The sequence below is a fragment of the Cryobacterium sp. TMT3-29-2 genome, assembly GCF_004564305.1.
In the GTDB taxonomy this organism is placed as follows: Bacteria; Actinomycetota; Actinomycetes; order Actinomycetales; family Microbacteriaceae; genus Cryobacterium; species Cryobacterium sinapicolor.
Genome location: NZ_SOGK01000004.1, coordinates 1 through 14,996, shown reverse-complemented (window position 1 = coordinate 14,996; position 14,996 = coordinate 1). Strand labels below are relative to the sequence as shown.

At 69.3% G+C, this 14,996-nt stretch carries 10 protein-coding genes; 3 read left to right on the top strand and 7 right to left on the bottom strand.

Translation table 11 applies throughout. From position 1 onward, the window contains the following. Window positions 1–114 precede the first annotated feature (114 nt). Together hemG and hemE are read right to left on the bottom strand one after the other, a co-directional pair. On the bottom strand, window positions 115–1,593 hold the full coding sequence (gene hemG, locus E3O67_RS00220) for a protoporphyrinogen oxidase (protein WP_135101330.1): 1,479 nt from the start codon (window positions 1,591–1,593) through the stop codon (window positions 115–117). 28 nt (window positions 1,594–1,621) lie between these two features. Further along, window positions 1,622–2,833, bottom strand: a complete 1,212-nt coding sequence (gene hemE / locus E3O67_RS00215; RefSeq protein ID WP_135101328.1) for a uroporphyrinogen decarboxylase — start codon at window positions 2,831–2,833, stop codon at window positions 1,622–1,624. A gap of 71 nt (window positions 2,834–2,904) precedes the next feature. Here hemE and E3O67_RS00210 point away from each other — a divergent pair, with 71 nt between their 5' ends. Next, the gene (locus E3O67_RS00210; RefSeq protein ID WP_134428446.1) at window positions 2,905–4,269 is read left to right on the top strand and encodes a glutamyl-tRNA reductase; all 1,365 of its coding nucleotides are present in this window, start codon (window positions 2,905–2,907) and stop codon (window positions 4,267–4,269) included. 442 nt (window positions 4,270–4,711) lie between these two features. Here E3O67_RS00210 and E3O67_RS00205 read toward each other — a convergent pair whose 3' ends face one another. Continuing rightward, window positions 4,712–6,097 (bottom strand): glycine--tRNA ligase, encoded by a 1,386-nt coding sequence (locus E3O67_RS00205; protein ID WP_134428448.1) that lies wholly within the window; start codon window positions 6,095–6,097, stop codon window positions 4,712–4,714. A gap of 162 nt (window positions 6,098–6,259) precedes the next feature. Between E3O67_RS00205 and E3O67_RS00200 the strand changes: the two genes are divergently transcribed. Further along, entirely contained in the window at window positions 6,260–8,554 is a 2,295-nt protein-coding gene (locus E3O67_RS00200) for a carbon starvation CstA family protein (RefSeq protein ID WP_135101326.1), read from the top strand. Continuing rightward, complete coding sequence (locus E3O67_RS00195) at window positions 8,551–8,796, top strand: YbdD/YjiX family protein (protein ID WP_135101324.1); 246 nt, start codon at window positions 8,551–8,553, stop codon at window positions 8,794–8,796. The genes E3O67_RS00200 and E3O67_RS00195 overlap by 4 nt, the downstream gene beginning before the upstream one ends. Before the next feature lie 87 nt (window positions 8,797–8,883). On the opposite strand, the gene E3O67_RS00190 is transcribed toward E3O67_RS00195, so the two are convergent. From E3O67_RS00190 to E3O67_RS00175, 4 genes are all read right to left on the bottom strand, one after another. Beyond that, window positions 8,884–9,792, bottom strand: coding sequence for a serine hydrolase (locus E3O67_RS00190; RefSeq protein WP_134428454.1), 909 nt, complete (start codon window positions 9,790–9,792; stop codon window positions 8,884–8,886). 88 nt (window positions 9,793–9,880) lie between these two features. Continuing rightward, window positions 9,881–11,845 (bottom strand): M13 family metallopeptidase, encoded by a 1,965-nt coding sequence (locus tag E3O67_RS00185; protein WP_134428455.1) that lies wholly within the window; start codon window positions 11,843–11,845, stop codon window positions 9,881–9,883. Between the two features lie 67 nt (window positions 11,846–11,912). Next, on the bottom strand, window positions 11,913–13,553 hold the full coding sequence (locus E3O67_RS00180) for an ABC transporter permease (protein WP_135101322.1): 1,641 nt from the start codon (window positions 13,551–13,553) through the stop codon (window positions 11,913–11,915). Between the two features lie 31 nt (window positions 13,554–13,584). Further along, window positions 13,585–14,613, bottom strand: a complete 1,029-nt coding sequence (locus E3O67_RS00175; protein WP_135101320.1) for an ABC transporter ATP-binding protein — start codon at window positions 14,611–14,613, stop codon at window positions 13,585–13,587. Window positions 14,614–14,996 lie beyond the last annotated feature (383 nt).

Below are 14,996 nucleotides of genomic sequence, written 5' to 3'. Positions count from 1 at the left end.
CGTATCTCTCAGAGTATCCCCCATTAGGGATGGAGTCAGGTGGGCGCGGCGGGTGACCCGTGGATCGGGCCACTGATCAGGTGACTGATCGGCGCCCGCTCCGGTGACCGTGCTTCAGATGCCGAGGGCCTCGTGCCGGGTGCGGGAGGCGGCGGCGACGGCATCCGGGATCACCGAGGCCAGTCCGGTTCCGGCGAGCCACGCACCCGTGAGTTCGAGCCCCGGGGTGGCGGTCACGATCTCGCGCACCTGGCTGACCCGCTCGGGCGCACCGACGGTCGCCGGCGAGAGGGCATCGCCCCAGACCGTGCGGGCGAAACCGCGCACCGCTGCCGCATCGAGGTCGACGCCCAGGATGGTGCGGGCGTCGGCCAGGGACAGGGCGAGCAGCTCGTCATCCCGCAGGCCGGCGGTGGGGTTGTCCTGGCCGGCACGTCCATAGGACAGACGGATGACGTGTCGGCCCGGTCCGGCGGCCGCGGCCAGCCATTCCCACTTCGCGGTCACATGCGTGAGCGCTTTGGCGCTGACCCCGGGGGTCGCGGCCGCAACCAGAACACCGGTGCCGCGCGGGTGCGCGTCCAGCTCGGGTGCGTCGATGACGATCGTGGCCAGTTCGATGGCCGTCGGCTGCGGCCAGTCGAGTTCGGCGAGCGCCGCATGGGCCGGGCTCAGATCGGCCAGCAGGGCGAGCGCCTGCGCCCCGGGGGTCGCGATGATCACGAACCGCGCGGCGAGGGTGGTCGCCGCTGCCGGAGCATCCGGGGCGTCCGGGGCGTCCGCGGGCGGCGCGGCGCAGGTGACCGTCCAGGTAGGTGCGTCCTCGGTGCCGGAGCGGCGGAGCGCGGTGACCGGGGCATCCGTCACGATCTCGGCGTCGAAGTGCGCGAGGTCGGCGACCAGGGCCGCCACGAGCCGGGACATGCCGCCGCGGAGCCCGGCCACGTTTGAGCCGGCCGGGGCGCCGGAGCGCAACGACAGCACGGCTCCGGACAGCGAACCGGTCACCGTGAGGGCGGAGTTGAGGCCCGGGGCCACGACGTCGATCTCGAGGTCGTCGGCCGAGGACGAGTAGACCCCGGCGGTCACGGGCTCGACGAGCCGTTCGAGCACCCGGCGTCCCATCCGCTTGCGCACGAGCTCGCCGAGGCTGTGCTCCCGGCCGATCGTCAGCACCGGCATGAGCCGGTCGGCGTAGGCGCGCCAAGCGCCGCTCCAGCCGATCACCCGGCGCACGTCGTCGGCGAGAGGGGAACCGGGGATGCCGAGCACGCCGGCCTTGGGCAGCGGAACGCTGACCGACCCACCCGGCACACGGTCGTCGGGCAGCTGCAGCCACGCGCCGGCGGGGTTCGGCGCGACGACCTCGTCGGACAGGCCGAGGTCGGCGATGAACTCGGCCACCGCATTGCGCCGCACGGCGAAGCTCTCGGCACCGCTGTCGAGGGTGAGGCCGGCCACCTCGTGGCTACCGAGCGCTCCGCCCGGCACGCCGGTGGCTTCGAGCACGGTCACGCTGAGCCCGACCCGGGCGCAGGCTCGAGCAGCGATCAGACCGGCCACCCCTCCGCCGATGACGATGACGTCCTTCATTCGCTTCCCCCGAGCCTTCGTGCGGTTGTCAGGACGCGGACGGCGCGCTGACCGGGGCTTCCGGGACTGAGCCGGTCGCGTCGGCGGAGACCGCGGTGACCTCGTGCACGAAGGCCACCAGTCGGGTCAGCACGTTCGGGTCGGTCATCGGCGGAACGCCGTGCCCCAGGTTGAGCACGTGGGACGGTGCCGTGCGCCCGCGCTCGAGCACGTCCAGCACATGCGCTTCGAGCACCGGCCACGGTGCGGCGAGGAGCGCCGGATCAACGTTGCCCTGGACCGGAACCAGCCCGCCGAGGCGCCGGTTGGCTTCGTCGAGCGGCACCCGGTAGTCGACTCCGACGACGTCGGCGCCCACGGCGTGCATCTCCTTGAGCAACTCACCCGTGCCCACACCGAAGTGCACGACGGGCACGTTGCGGCGCACGGATGCGGCGTCCGCGTCGTCGGCATCCGTGTGTGCGACATCCGTGCCCGCGGCACCCTCGTCGTAAGTGAGGTCCCGCACATGGGCGATCGCCGCGGTGGAGGCAGGAGCAACGAAGCGCGTGTAGTCGGCCAGCGAGAGCGCGCCGGCCCAGGAATCGAACAGCTGGGCGGCACTGGCGCCGGCGAGAACCTGCGCGCGCAGGAATCGCCCGGTGACCTCGGCCGTCCAGTCCATCAGGGCGGCCCAGGCGTCGGGGTCGGCGTGCATGAGCGTGCGGGCATGGATGTGGTCCTTCGATGGGCCGCCCTCCACAAGGTAGGCCGCCAGTGTGAACGGGGCGCCGGCGAAGCCGATCAGCGGCGTCGAGCCGAGCTCGGCCACGGTGCGTGCGACCGCGGCGGTGATCGGGGCCAGTGTCTCATCGAGTACGGCCGGGTCGAGCTCGATGAGCTGTGCGACATCCTTCGCCGTGCGCACGGCCGTGCCGAGGACCGGGCCGGTGCCCGCGACGATCTCGACGTCGACGCCCACGAGCTTGAGCGGGATGACGATGTCACTGAAGAGGATGCCGGCGTCGACGTTGTGCCGACGCACGGGCTGCAGCGTGATCTCGCTCGCCATCTCCGGGTCGAGGCAGGCGTCCAGCATGCGCGTGCCGACGCGCAGCGACCGGTACTCGGGCAGCGAACGGCCCGCCTGGCGCATGAACCAGACGGGGGTGGCGTCTGGCCGGGTGCCCTGGTAGGCGCGGATAAGGCGAGAATCGGCGGTGAGTCCGGTTGCGAGTGGGTGTTGCGCGTCGAGGTTCATTGGTTTGATTCTGTCAAACTTCCGACATTCGGGCGATTCGGGCGCTCAGCCTCAGGTCGTAGACTCGTTGAGTGTTGATCTGTCTGTCCGCCAGCCATAAGAACTCCAGCTTCGACGTGCTGGAGAAATTGTCTGTCGGTGCGAACGACACCGCCGGTGGCATTCTCGGTCGGCACCCGACTCTGGTCGGCGCCGTTGTCGTGGCCACCTGCAACCGGTTCGAGGCCTACCTCGACCTCGACGAGCCCGTGGGCTCCTCTCCTCTTCAGGCCGTGCACGCCGCCATCGACGGCGTCAGCGCGAGTAGCGGCGTGGCCGTCGACGTTCTGCGGAACACCCTGGATCTCGTGCACGGCAGCGGCGTGGCCGAACACCTCTTCGCCGTGACGAGCGGCCTCGAGTCGGTGGTCGTCGGCGAGGGCGAGATTGCCGGCCAGGTGCGCCGCTCGCTCGAGCAGGCCCGGCTCGCCCGCACCACCAGTCCCGAACTCGAGCGCCTCTTTCAGCGCGCCTCGCAGACCTCTCGAGGCGTCAAGAACCGTACCGGCATCGGCGCCGCGGGACGTTCGCTCGTGCGTCTGGCCCTCGAGCTGGCCGAAAGCCGCATCACGGACTGGGCCCAGACCCGCGTGCTGTTGGTCGGCACCGGCCGTTACGCGGGGGCATCCCTCGCCGCATTGCGCGACCTCGGCGCCGAGAACGTGCGGGTGTACTCGCCGTCCGGCCGCGCCGCGAAGTTCGCGACCTCGCACCAGATCACCCCCGTCGCCGAGGCCGAGTTCGCCATCGAAGCCGCCGAGGCCGACCTGATCCTCACCTGCACGACCGCCGACACCCATGTGATCGATGCGGCCCTGCTCCACTCGGGCTTGGCGCTCTCCCTGCAGCTTCCGGCCACGGAAGCGCTCATGCTCCCCTCCTGTCCGGTGACGGATGCCCCGTCCGAGATCCCGCGCCGGCTCATCATCGACCTGGGCCTGCCCCGTAACGTCGACCCGGACGTCACCGACCTGGCCGGCGTGGAGCTGCTCGACCTCGAGACCATCCGCATCCACGCGCCGCTCGAGGAGCTCAACGCCACCAGCGACGCCCGCCTTCTGGTGGGCCGAGCCGCCCGCAAGTTCTCCGCGGTCGCCGAAGAGCAAAGCCTCGCCCCGGCCGTCGTGGCCCTGCGCAGCTACATCTTCGACCTCCTCGACGGCGAGATCGAACGCGCCCGCAACCGAGGCGACAACAGCGAACAGACTGAGGCGGCGCTGCGTCACCTGGCCGGCGTGCTGCTGCACACCCCGATGGTGCGCTCCCGCGAGCTGGCCCGGGCGGGCGAGCAGGCCGCGTTCCTGACCGGGCTCGATGCCCTCTTCGGCGTGCAGGTTCAGCTTCCCGCCGCCGGGTCTGCGGACACGGTCGCCGATATCGGCCCCGCGGCATCCTGACCGCGGACGATCACCGCCGCTGAACTCGCCCGGCGACTCGCGTAGCCGCTCCAGGCATCCGTTTCGCTGCCTCCGTGTGGCTAACTCAGGAGAACCGGTGCGCCCGGCCACCGCCGTGCCGTCGTTCCGGGGTCGCCGAGGCTCACCCGCGGGACTTCTCCTGAGTTAGCCCCACCGGCAGCCCAGCGGCACCCGGTCAGCCCGGACCCGTGCCGTTCCGCTGCCGGGCGCGCGCATAACTCCTGCAATTCGTCGCCGGCGACGAGCTGCGCCGCAGAAACACACGGGCATGCGGCCGGGACGGCAGAAAGTGCAAGAGTTATGCACAGAAACTGCCGGCCACGCCCGAACGCGTACGTGGCCGGCGGCCCCGATCAGCACCGACCGCGGCACAGAGCAGCCCGCCGGCTGCCATCGGCAGGCCAGCGAGCAGCAGCCTCGGCTAGGCGCCGCGGAGGCGCACGGCGAGGTAGGCGTCGAGCTTGTCCAGCGACACGCGCTCCTGCGCCATGGTGTCGCGGTCGCGCACGGTGACGGCCTGGTCTTCGAGGGAGTCGAAGTCGACGGTGACGCAGTACGGGGTGCCGATCTCGTCCTGGCGGCGGTAGCGGCGGCCGATCGCGCCGGCGTCGTCGAAGTCCACGTTCCAGGACTCGCGCAGCCGCGCCGCGAGGGACTTGGCCATCGGCGAGAGCGCCTCGTTGCGGGACAAGGGCAGCACGGCGACCTTGATCGGCGCCAGGCGCGGGTCGAGCTTCAGCACGGTGCGCTTGTCGACGCCGCCCTTCGCATTGGGCACTTCCTCCTCGTGGTACGCGTCCACCAGGAACGCCATCAGCGAGCGGGTCAGTCCGGCCGCGGGCTCGATCACATAGGGAACCCAGCGCTCGTTCTTCGTCTGGTCGAAGTAGGAGAGATCCTTGCCGGATGCCTCCGCGTGCGTTCTGAGGTCGAAGTCGGTGCGGTTGGCGACACCCTCGAGCTCTCCGAATTCGCTGCCGCTGAAACCGAAGCGGTATTCGATGTCCACGGTGCGCTTGGAGTAGTGCGAGAGCTTCTCGGCCGGGTGTTCGAACAGGCGCAGGTTGTCGATGTTGATCCCGAGGCCCGTGTACCACGCCATCCGCTGGTCGATCCAGTACTGGTGCCACGTCTCATCCGTACCCGGCTCGACGAAGAATTCCATCTCCATCTGCTCGAACTCGCGGGTGCGGAAGATGAAGTTTCCCGGGGTGATCTCGTTGCGGAAGCTCTTGCCGATCTGGCCGATGCCGAACGGCGGCTTCATCCGGGCAGCCTGCAGCACGTTGGCGAAGTTCACGAAGATTCCCTGCGCGGTCTCGGGGCGCAGGTAGTGCATGCCGGCCTCGTCGTCGACCGGGCCGAGGTAGGTCTTGAGCAGGCCGGAGAAGGCGCGCGGTTCGGTCCAGATGTGCCGGTTGCCGCAGTTCGGGCAGGGGATCCCGTCGATGCCGCCCTCAGGCGGGCGACCCTTCTTCTCCTCGAACTCCTCCTCGAGGTGGTCGGCGCGGAAGCGCTTGTGGCAGCTCGTGCACTCGACCAGAGGGTCACTGAAGACCTCGACGTGACCGGATGCCTCCCACACCTTGCGGGGAAGGATCACCGAGGAGTCGAGGCCGACGACGTCGTCGCGGCTGGTGACCATGAAGCGCCACCACTGCTTCTTGATGTTCTCCTTGAGCTCCACGCCGAGTGGCCCGTAGTCCCAGGCGGACCGGGATCCACCGTAGATTTCACCGGCCTGGAACACAAACCCGCGATGGCGGGCAAGGGCGATGACGGAATCGAGGCGGGAGAGGGCGGCCACGGGGCTCCAATGGTCGAGGGGGCGGAAGAACTGGAAAGCACGAACAGACGGAAACCGCCCGGCGCTCAGTCCATTTTAGGCGTCCGCGCGGAAACTGCCGCCAAGCTGTTAGCCTTGCTAAGGAATTCCGCAGTCCTTGCGGGGCACCTCGAAGGAGAGATCATGGGCACCAAGCCCCGCACGCCACACGATTCGCCGAAGCGGGGTGAGGAGTTGGACCGGGATCCCCTCCTGTTGCCCGTTGCTCTCGATCAGACCACGCACGATGCCGAAGAGGCCCACTGGAGCCCCCTGAAGATAGCCATCTGGGGTGGCATCTCGCTGCTCGGCGGTCTCAGCTGGGTGATGCTCGCCGTGGTTCGCGGCGAAACCGTCAACGCCATCTGGTTCGTGTTCGCCGCCATCTGCACGTACCTGATCGGCTACCGCTTCTATTCCAACTACATCCAGAAGCACCTGCTGCACCCCGATGACCGGCGCGCGACACCGGCCGAGTACAAGGCCGACGGTAAGGATTTCGCGGCCACCGACCGCCGTGTTCTCTTCGGTCACCACTTCGCCGCGATCGCCGGCGCCGGACCGCTCGTCGGCCCCGTGCTGGCCGCCCAAATGGGCTACCTGCCCGGCACGATCTGGATCATCGTCGGCGTCGTGTTCGCCGGCGCGGTGCAGGACTACATGGTGCTGTTCTTCTCGATGCGCCGCGGCGGACGTTCCCTGGGCCAGATGGCCAGGGACGAGCTCGGCAAGGTGGGCGGCACGGCCGCCCTCGTCGCGACCCTGGCGATCATGGTCATCATCGTGGCCATCCTCGCCCTCGTCGTCGTCAACGCCCTCGCCGACAGCCCCTGGGGCGTCTTCTCGGTCGGGATGACCATCCCGATCGCCCTGTTCATGGGTGTCTACCTGCGCTTCTTCCGTCCGGGCGCGGTCACCGAGGTCTCCATCATCGGCTTCATCCTGCTGCTGGCCGCCATCATCGGCGGCGGCATGATCGCCGACACCGAGTGGGGCTCGACCTTCTTCGCCGTTGACCCGCTGCCTCTCGCGATCGGAATCATCGTCTACGGTTTCGTGGCGGCCATCCTCCCGGTCTGGCTGCTGCTGGCCCCCCGGGACTATCTGTCCACGTTTATGAAGATCGGCACGATCGGGATGCTGGCCATCGCCATCATCATCGTCCGCCCCGAGATCACGGTGCCGGCCACCAGCGAGTTCGTGAATGGCGGCGGCCCCGTGGTGAGCGGCTCGCTCTTCCCGTTCCTCTTCGTCACCATCGCCTGCGGCGCCCTCTCCGGCTTCCACGCCCTGATCGCCTCCGGCACGACGCCGAAGCTGATCGAGAAGGAACGCCAGACCCGGTTCATCGGCTACGGCGGCATGCTGATGGAATCGTTCGTCGCCATCATGGCCCTCGTCGCCGCGCTGTCGATCGACCGCGGCATCTACTTCGCCATGAACTCCTCGCCGGCTCTGACCGGCGGCACCGTCGAGGGTGCTGTCACGTTCGTGAACAGCCTCGGCCTGACCGGCGTCAACCTGACCCCCGAGATGCTCACCGAGACCGCGAAGAACGTGGGCGAGGAGACCATCGTGTCCCGCACCGGCGGCGCTCCGACCCTGTCGGTCGGCCTCGCCAACATCATGCAGCAGGTCGCGGGCGGCTCAGGCATGATGGCGTTCTGGTACCACTTCGCCATCATGTTCGAGGCGCTGTTCATCCTCACCGCCGTCGACGCCGGCACCCGCGTGGCCCGGTTCATGCTGCAGGACAGCCTCGGCAACTTCTTCCCGAAGTTCAAGAACACCTCCTGGCGCCTGGGTGCCTGGGTCACGACCGGCATCATGGTCGCCGCCTGGGGTGCCGTGCTCGTAATGGGCGTCACCGACCCGCTCGGCGGCATCAACACCCTGTTCCCGCTGTTCGGAATCGCGAACCAGCTGCTGGCAGCCATCGCCCTGGCCGTCTGCCTGGCGATCGTGGCCAAGCGCGGGTTGTTCAAGTACCTCTGGATCGTGGCCCTGCCGCTGACCTTCGCCGCCGTCGTGACCATCTACGCGTCGTTCCTGAAGATCTTCTCGACCGTTCCCGCCGTGGGCTACTTCGCCCAGAACCGCGCGTTCTCCAACGCGCTGGATGAGGGACTCACCAGCTTCGGCACGGCGAAGACCGTCGAGGCGATGGAGGCCGTCGTGCGCAACACGATGGTGCAGGGCGTGCTCTCGATCCTGTTCGTCGTGCTGGCCATCATCGTGATGATCACCGCCGTTCAGGCCACCTGGAAGTCCTACAAGTCGCGCAGCTTCGGCACCAACGAGGATGACGCGGTGGCATCGCAGATGTTCGCCCCGTCCGGCTTCATGGCCACCCCGGAGGAGAAGAAGCTGGCGACACGCTGGGACGCCCAGCTCGCCCAGGCCAAGCTGGACAAGGCAGGGAAGACGACTCGCCGATGAGTCTCCTCGCCAGTGTTCGCCAGGGCGCGAAGGGCTTCGCCTGGTTCATGAGGGGGGTCATGGGTGACGACGCGTACGACAAGTACAAGGCCCACCACCAGGCCCTGAGTGACGCCCACCGGGACACTCATCATGACCCGGATGCCGCAGTCTGCGACGGTCCACGGATGATGACGGAACGCGAATTCTGGCGCGACCAGACCGACCGCCAGGACATCAACCCCCAGGGTCGGTGCTGCTGACCGGCTGCGCCACCACGCAGAACTGCCCCCGCGACGAATTCCGTCGCGGGGGCAGTTCTGTTTGGGTGCTTGCGCGGGCGACGCCGGTCAGTGCACGTACTCCAGGAGGTCGAGGCCGACCGCACGCATCCCGTCGAGCACCGCGAGCCGGGACGAGAGGCGGGTGTCGGCGAAGGACATCGAAACCATGTAGGTCACCCCGGCCCGTGGGCCGCGGAGGATGCCGATCTCACTGCGCACTCCGGCATCCGTCCCGGTCTTGTTGACCAGCAGGAGGCCGTGGTCGCCGGATCGGTGGGCGATCGGGTCGAGCCCGAACGCGCTGGCGACCATGGACAGGTCGGTGCCGAGTGACAGCCAGCCGATGACGCGTTCGCTCGCCTCCGCGTCGACGACTTCACCACGGGCGAGCGCCGTGAACAGCCAAGTGAGTTCCTTGGCGCTGCCGACCGAGAGCTGCGGGGCGTTATCGGGCCCGCGCCGGTCGCGAACGAGGTCGAGCAGGGCGGTGCGGTTGAGTCCGAGCTGTTCGGCGCGGGCCCGCACGGCGTCGAGACCGACCGCGCGGAGCAGCACATTGGTGGCCAGGTTGTCGTTCGCGCTGCCGATCAGGGCCGCGAGGTCCGCGACGGGCAGTGCGGGTGCCTGCAGGTGCTGCCAGAGGCCGGACCCAGCAACCGAATCGGCCACGGTGCGGTCGAGGATCGTGAACGCGCCGAAGTCGGCGTCGCGGAGCCTGGCGGCGACCTCGATCAGCAGGAGCACCGTGCCGATGCCGGCCGTGGGCATGACGACGTGGTCGTCCACGGAGAAGAGCACCCGGCCGGTGGCCAGATCGGTGGCGCGGGCCGACACCTGCACCCCGTCGACGGCGAGGTCGCCGAGCGCCTGGAACCCGCGGCCGAAGTTCGCCGTCGCATCCGCGCCGCCGTGCTTGCCGCGGCGCGCCGACGAGTGGCGTGACCGACGCTCTGAATCCTGGGATGGCATGGCCACAGTCGTCAGGTCCTTACGTTGATTCGGGATGCTGGACCCCGGCCACACGACGTTGCGGTCGCACGGCGTTGTCACGGTTGCGCTGAGGTCACCAGATCGTAACGCGCTTCTCCGGGTCCAGCCAGAGAGCGTCGTCCGAGGTGACGCCGAACGCCGTGTAGAACTCGTCGATGTTGCGCACGATCTGGTTGCAGCGGAATTCGTTGGGCGAGTGCGGGTCGATCGAGAGCAGGCGGAGGGCCTCCTCGTCGCGCATCTTGAGCTGCCAGGCCTGAGCCCAGGAGAGGAAGAATCGCTGGGCACCGGTGAGGCCGTCGATCACGGGCGGCTCCTGGCCGTCCAGCGAGATCAGGTAGGCCTTCCAGGCGATTGAGAGGCCACCGAGGTCGCCGATGTTCTCGCCGATGGTGAGTGCACCGTTGACGCGGTGGTCGGGGATCTGCTTCGGGGCGAGCGCGTTGAACTGCTCGATCAGGGAGCGGGTGCGCTCGTCGAAGGCCGTGCGGTCTTCCTCGGTCCACCAGTCGGTGAGCAACCCGGTGCCGTCGTACTTGGAGCCCTGATCGTCGAAGCCGTGGCCGATCTCATGGCCGATGACGGCGCCGATCGCGCCGTAGTTGGCGGCGGAATCGCGGGCGTCGTCGAAGAACGGCGGCTGCAGGATGGCGGCCGGGAAGACGATCTCGTTGAAGCCCGGGTTGTAGTACGCGTTGATCGTCTGCGGGGTCATGAACCACTCGTCGCGGTCGAGCGGGTTGCCGATCTTTCCCAGTTCCCGCTGGAACTCGAACTCGCTCGTGGCACGTACATTCTTGATCAGATCGGCCGGGTCGACCGCGAGGGTCGAGTAGTCCCGCCACTTGACGGGGTAGCCGATCTTGGGCGTGAACGTGGCGAGCTTGTCCAGTGCCCGGGCGCGCGTCTCCGCGGTCATCCAGTCGAGTTCGGTGATGCTCCGCCGGTAGGCCTCGACCAGGTTGGCCACGAGCACGTCCATGCTCTCCTTGGCGCTGGGCTTGAAGTGACGCTCGACGTAGATGCGGCCGACGGCCTCGCCGAGCGCTCCCTCGACGAGCGAGACACCGCGCTTCCAGCGCTCGCGCAGCTGGGGCGTGCCGGTCAAGGTGCGGCCATAGAAGTCGAAGCTGGACTCGACGAATTCGCTCGACAGGAACGCGGCGCTGGAACGGATGATCTGCCACCGCAACCAGTCCTTCCAGCCTTCGAGCCGGTCCTCGGTGAGCATCTCGGCCAGGCCGGTCACGAAGCTGGGCTGGCGCACGACGACCTCATCGAGAGCGCCGGCCGGGCCGTCGAGCCCGTCGAGCCAGAGGTGCAGGTCGACGCCGGCGGCCAGCGCGGTGACCTGGCCCCAGGTCTTGAGGTTGTAGGTCTTCTCGCTGTCGCGCGAGCGCACCTTGTCCCAGTGGTGGGTGGCAAGCTCGGTCTCGAGCAGGAAGACGCGCTCGGCGCGGCCGGCGGCGGCGGCGAGGCCGGCGAGGCCGAACATCCGAGTCAGAAACGCCTGGTAGGACTCGCGGATCGCGGTGAACTTCTCGTCACGGTAGTAGGACTCATCGGGGAGACCGAGCCCACCCTGCTCGACGAAGACGAGGTAGCGCTCGGGGTCTCCCGGGTCGTTGTCGACGAAGAGACCGAAGGCGCCGGACACGCCCGCGCGCTCGAGACGGCCGAGGGTGCCGAGCAGTTCGGGGAGGGAGGTGACGGCCTCGACGGTGGCGAGGTCGGCGGCGAGCGGGGTTGCTCCGAGCTCTTCGACGCGGGTCTCGTCCATGAAGCTCGCGTAGAGGTCACCGAATTTGCGCTCCTCGGTGCCGGGAGCGGCGGTCCGGGCCTCGAGGATGATCTCTCGCACGGCCTTCTCCGATTCCTCGGCGAGCAGGTAGAACGAGCCCCAGCGGGCCTTGTCGGCCGGGATCTCACTGCGGGCGATCCACTTGCCGTTCACATGGCGGAAGAGGTCGTCCTGCGGACGCACCTCCAGGTCGAGTTCGTCGCGGTCGATTCCGGATGCGGTCCCCTGGTCAGTCATACCTCCACCCTATTCGCACTTGACGGTGGTCGACCCTGGCGAGACCCGGTGGTCGAGCCCGTTTCGACTACAGCGCCAGGTCGCGGCGACGGATGCCCACCCCGGCCACGACCGCGCCGGCCAGGGCGACGCCGAGCATCCACCAGGCTCCGCTCCATTCGACGTCGGCGGCGCCGATCGTCGGCGTGTGGGTGAACGGCGACAGGGTGAGCAGCCAGTCGGGCAGGCCGAACAGCTCGCCGAACTCGCCGATGAACGCCGCGCCCAACAGCACACCCCAGCTCAGGCCGGTGCTGAGCCGCGGCACGAAAACGAAGAGCAGCGCGGCGATCACCAGGACGAGCAACGCGGCCGGCGCCTGGGCCAGCCCGGAGGCCACGGCGCTGGCCACCCGGTCGGCCGTATCGGTGGTGCCGGCGGTACCGGCCTCCGACGACGAGGCAAGCCCGGCCGCGGCGCCCCCGGCGGCCACGAGCAGCACCAGCGCCATGGCGCCGGTGCCCACGAGGAGGTAGTCGACGAGCCAACGGCCGCGGCGAAGCGGCAGGGCGAGCAGGAGCTCGGCGGAACCGTTGACCTCCTCCTGACGCATTCGGATCATCGCCTGGGTTGCCGCCGCCGCAGCGATCACGCCCACCAGGCCGAAGATGGTGTCCGTGAACAGGTCGATGATCGACGCCCGGCCGCCCGCCATCCGGGCCAGCGTGTCGCCGATCTGAGAGCTCGACTCGACCAGTTCGACCACGGTTTCTCCCAGAGTCCCGACGAGGATGCCGAGGACCAGGCCGACGAGGGCCCAGCCGATCATCGGCGCCCGCTGCAACCGCCAGGCCAGGCCGAGCGATCCGGCGAGTGTGCCCGGAGCGTGCTCGGGACCGGGCCGCTCGCCGATCAGGCTCGAGCCGAGGTCGCGCCGCGACTGCAGCAGCACGACCACCGCGAGGAGCACGGCCGCGAGGAGCAGGTCGAGTAGGAGCGGAGCCGGACGGTTCGTGGTGAAGGCCGCCGTCTGCTGGCCCCAGCCGATGGGCGACAGCCAGCTCGGCCACGCGCTGGTCATGCTCAGCCCGTCGGCGGATGCGGTGCCGCCGGCATCGCCGAAGGCCCGCAGGGTATAGGCGAGGCCGATGAGCGCCGCGCCCAGGCCGTTCGCGCCACGGGAGGTGCGCATCACCTGGCCGGCCAGAAGCCCGACGCCGAGGAAGGCGATCCCGGTACCGGCGACCGCGGCCCCGGACGTGATCGAACCGGCGGGATCCAGACCGGCGGTGAGGAGGCCCAGCGTGACGGCCACCCCCGCGGCCAGGGCCGCGGCGATCCCGTGCAGCGCCGTCGCCAGCAGCGGGATCAGCCGGCCGGCGGGTGTCGCAGCGATCAGCTCGGAGCGGCCCGACTCCTCCTCGGCGCGGGTGTGGCGCACGGCGAGGAACGTGCTCATGAAGGCCACGAGCGTGGCGAGGAACGCGAAGATGAGGAAGAAAGCGACCGCGTCGGCATCCGCTCCCTGCGGCTCCCCGCGGAAGATGAGGATGGTCGGTGAGCCGACCGCGATCCGCATCAGCGCCTGGCGGTCGGCGGTCGTTCCGAAGCTCGAGTCGACCGCGACGACGACGAACGCGGCGAGCCCGAAGAACACGGCCATCCAGATCGGCAGCTGCACCCGGTCGCGGCGGATGCGTAGTCGCAGCAGCGGCAAGAGGGTGTTCACCTGGCCTCCGTCGGACCAGGCCGTCGGCGGATCACAGGTGAGGTCCGGTCGACGGCAGGGGCGCCGGAGCCAGCGCCGGGGCATCCTCTCGGTAATGGCGCAGGAACAGGGTCTCCAGGGACGGCGGAGCGACGGTCAGGCCCTGCACCCGCAGCTCGGCCAGAACGGGCAGAACCTCGGGCAGCGCGTCGCTGTCGGCCGTGAAGCTCACCCGGTCGACGCCGGCCCGAGCGGTGCCGGCACGCGCGGTGCCGACATGCGTGGTGGCGGTCTGCGGGACGCCGGTACCGACCACGAGGTCGTGGGCCGCCGGGATGCGCGCCGCCAGCCCGGCCAGGTCGGCGTCGGTCAGGCCGGTGCTCGCAAAGGCGACCTCGGTGCGGGTGAGGTGGCGCAGCTGGGCCAGCGTTCCGGTCTCGACGGTGCGGCCGGCCCGAATGATGCTCACCCGGTCGCAGAGGTGTTCCACCTCGGAGAGGATGTGGCTCGAGAGCAGAACGGCGGCGCCATCCGCCGTCGCCGCCTGCAGCTCCCGGCGGAAGACGGCATCCATCAGCGGGTCGAGGCCCGAGGTCGGCTCGTCGAAGATGAACAGGTCGGCCGGGGCGGCGAGGGCCGCGATCAGCGCGACCTTCTGCCGGTTGCCCTTCGAGTAGGTGCGGCCCTTCTTGGTGGGGTCGAGCTGGAAGGCGTCGACGAGGTGCGCACGGCGGGCCCGGTAGGCAGCGGCATCCGCCGTTCCGCCGCGCAACCGGCAGAGCAGGTCGATCGCCTCACCGCCGGACAGGTTGGGCCACAGGCTGACGTCGCCGGGGACGTAGGCGATGCGGCGGTGGAGGGCGACGGCATCCGTCCAGGGATTCTGGCCGAAGACCGCGGCGGTTCCCCCGCTCGGACGGTAGAGGCCTAGCAGCACGCGGATGGTGGTGGACTTGCCGGCCCCGTTCGGGCCGAGGAAGCCGTGCACCTCGCCGGGGGCGACCGTGAGGTCGAGTCCGTCGAGGGCCCGAACTCGGCCGAATCGCTTCTCCAGTCCTCGAGTCTCAATGACGCTGCTCATGCAGCCCAAGTTACGCCTCTCCGTCGCCCATCACCGGAGCAGCCCGCCCCGAGGGCTCCCGTCCCGGTGCTCGAGCCTGCCGAGACCCGATGCACCGCCACCCGAAGGCTCCCACCCCGGTGCTCGAGCCCGTCGAGCCCAGAACCCAGAGCCCCCGGTAGTCGAGCCCGTCTAGCCCTGAGCCCTGAGTTCCGGTGGTTGAGCCTGTCGAAACCAGGGACCAGAGGCCTGGAACCACGGGCCGCACTCCCTGCCTACAGCTTCGCTCGCTTGGTGGGCAGTGCGATCAGCGTCTGTTCCGGGGCGACCTCGCCCGGTGGCCGGAGCCAGTACTGGGTGCCGGTTCGGATGATGCTCCAGTGCTGGTTGTGCAGCAGTAGATG

Coding starts and splice junctions, on each gene's coding strand:
- E3O67_RS00195 (WP_135101324.1), top strand. CDS start 8,551: ATGAGTCTCCTCGCCAGTGTTCGCCAGGGCGCGAAGGGCTTCGCCTGG.
- E3O67_RS00200 (WP_135101326.1), top strand. CDS start 6,260: ATGGGCACCAAGCCCCGCACGCCACACGATTCGCCGAAGCGGGGTGAG.
- hemG (WP_135101330.1), bottom strand. CDS start 1,593: ATGAAGGACGTCATCGTCATCGGCGGAGGGGTGGCCGGTCTGATCGCT.
- E3O67_RS00185 (WP_134428455.1), bottom strand. CDS start 11,845: ATGACTGACCAGGGGACCGCATCCGGAATCGACCGCGACGAACTCGAC.
- hemE (WP_135101328.1), bottom strand. CDS start 2,833: ATGAACCTCGACGCGCAACACCCACTCGCAACCGGACTCACCGCCGAT.
- E3O67_RS00175 (WP_135101320.1), bottom strand. CDS start 14,613: ATGAGCAGCGTCATTGAGACTCGAGGACTGGAGAAGCGATTCGGCCGA.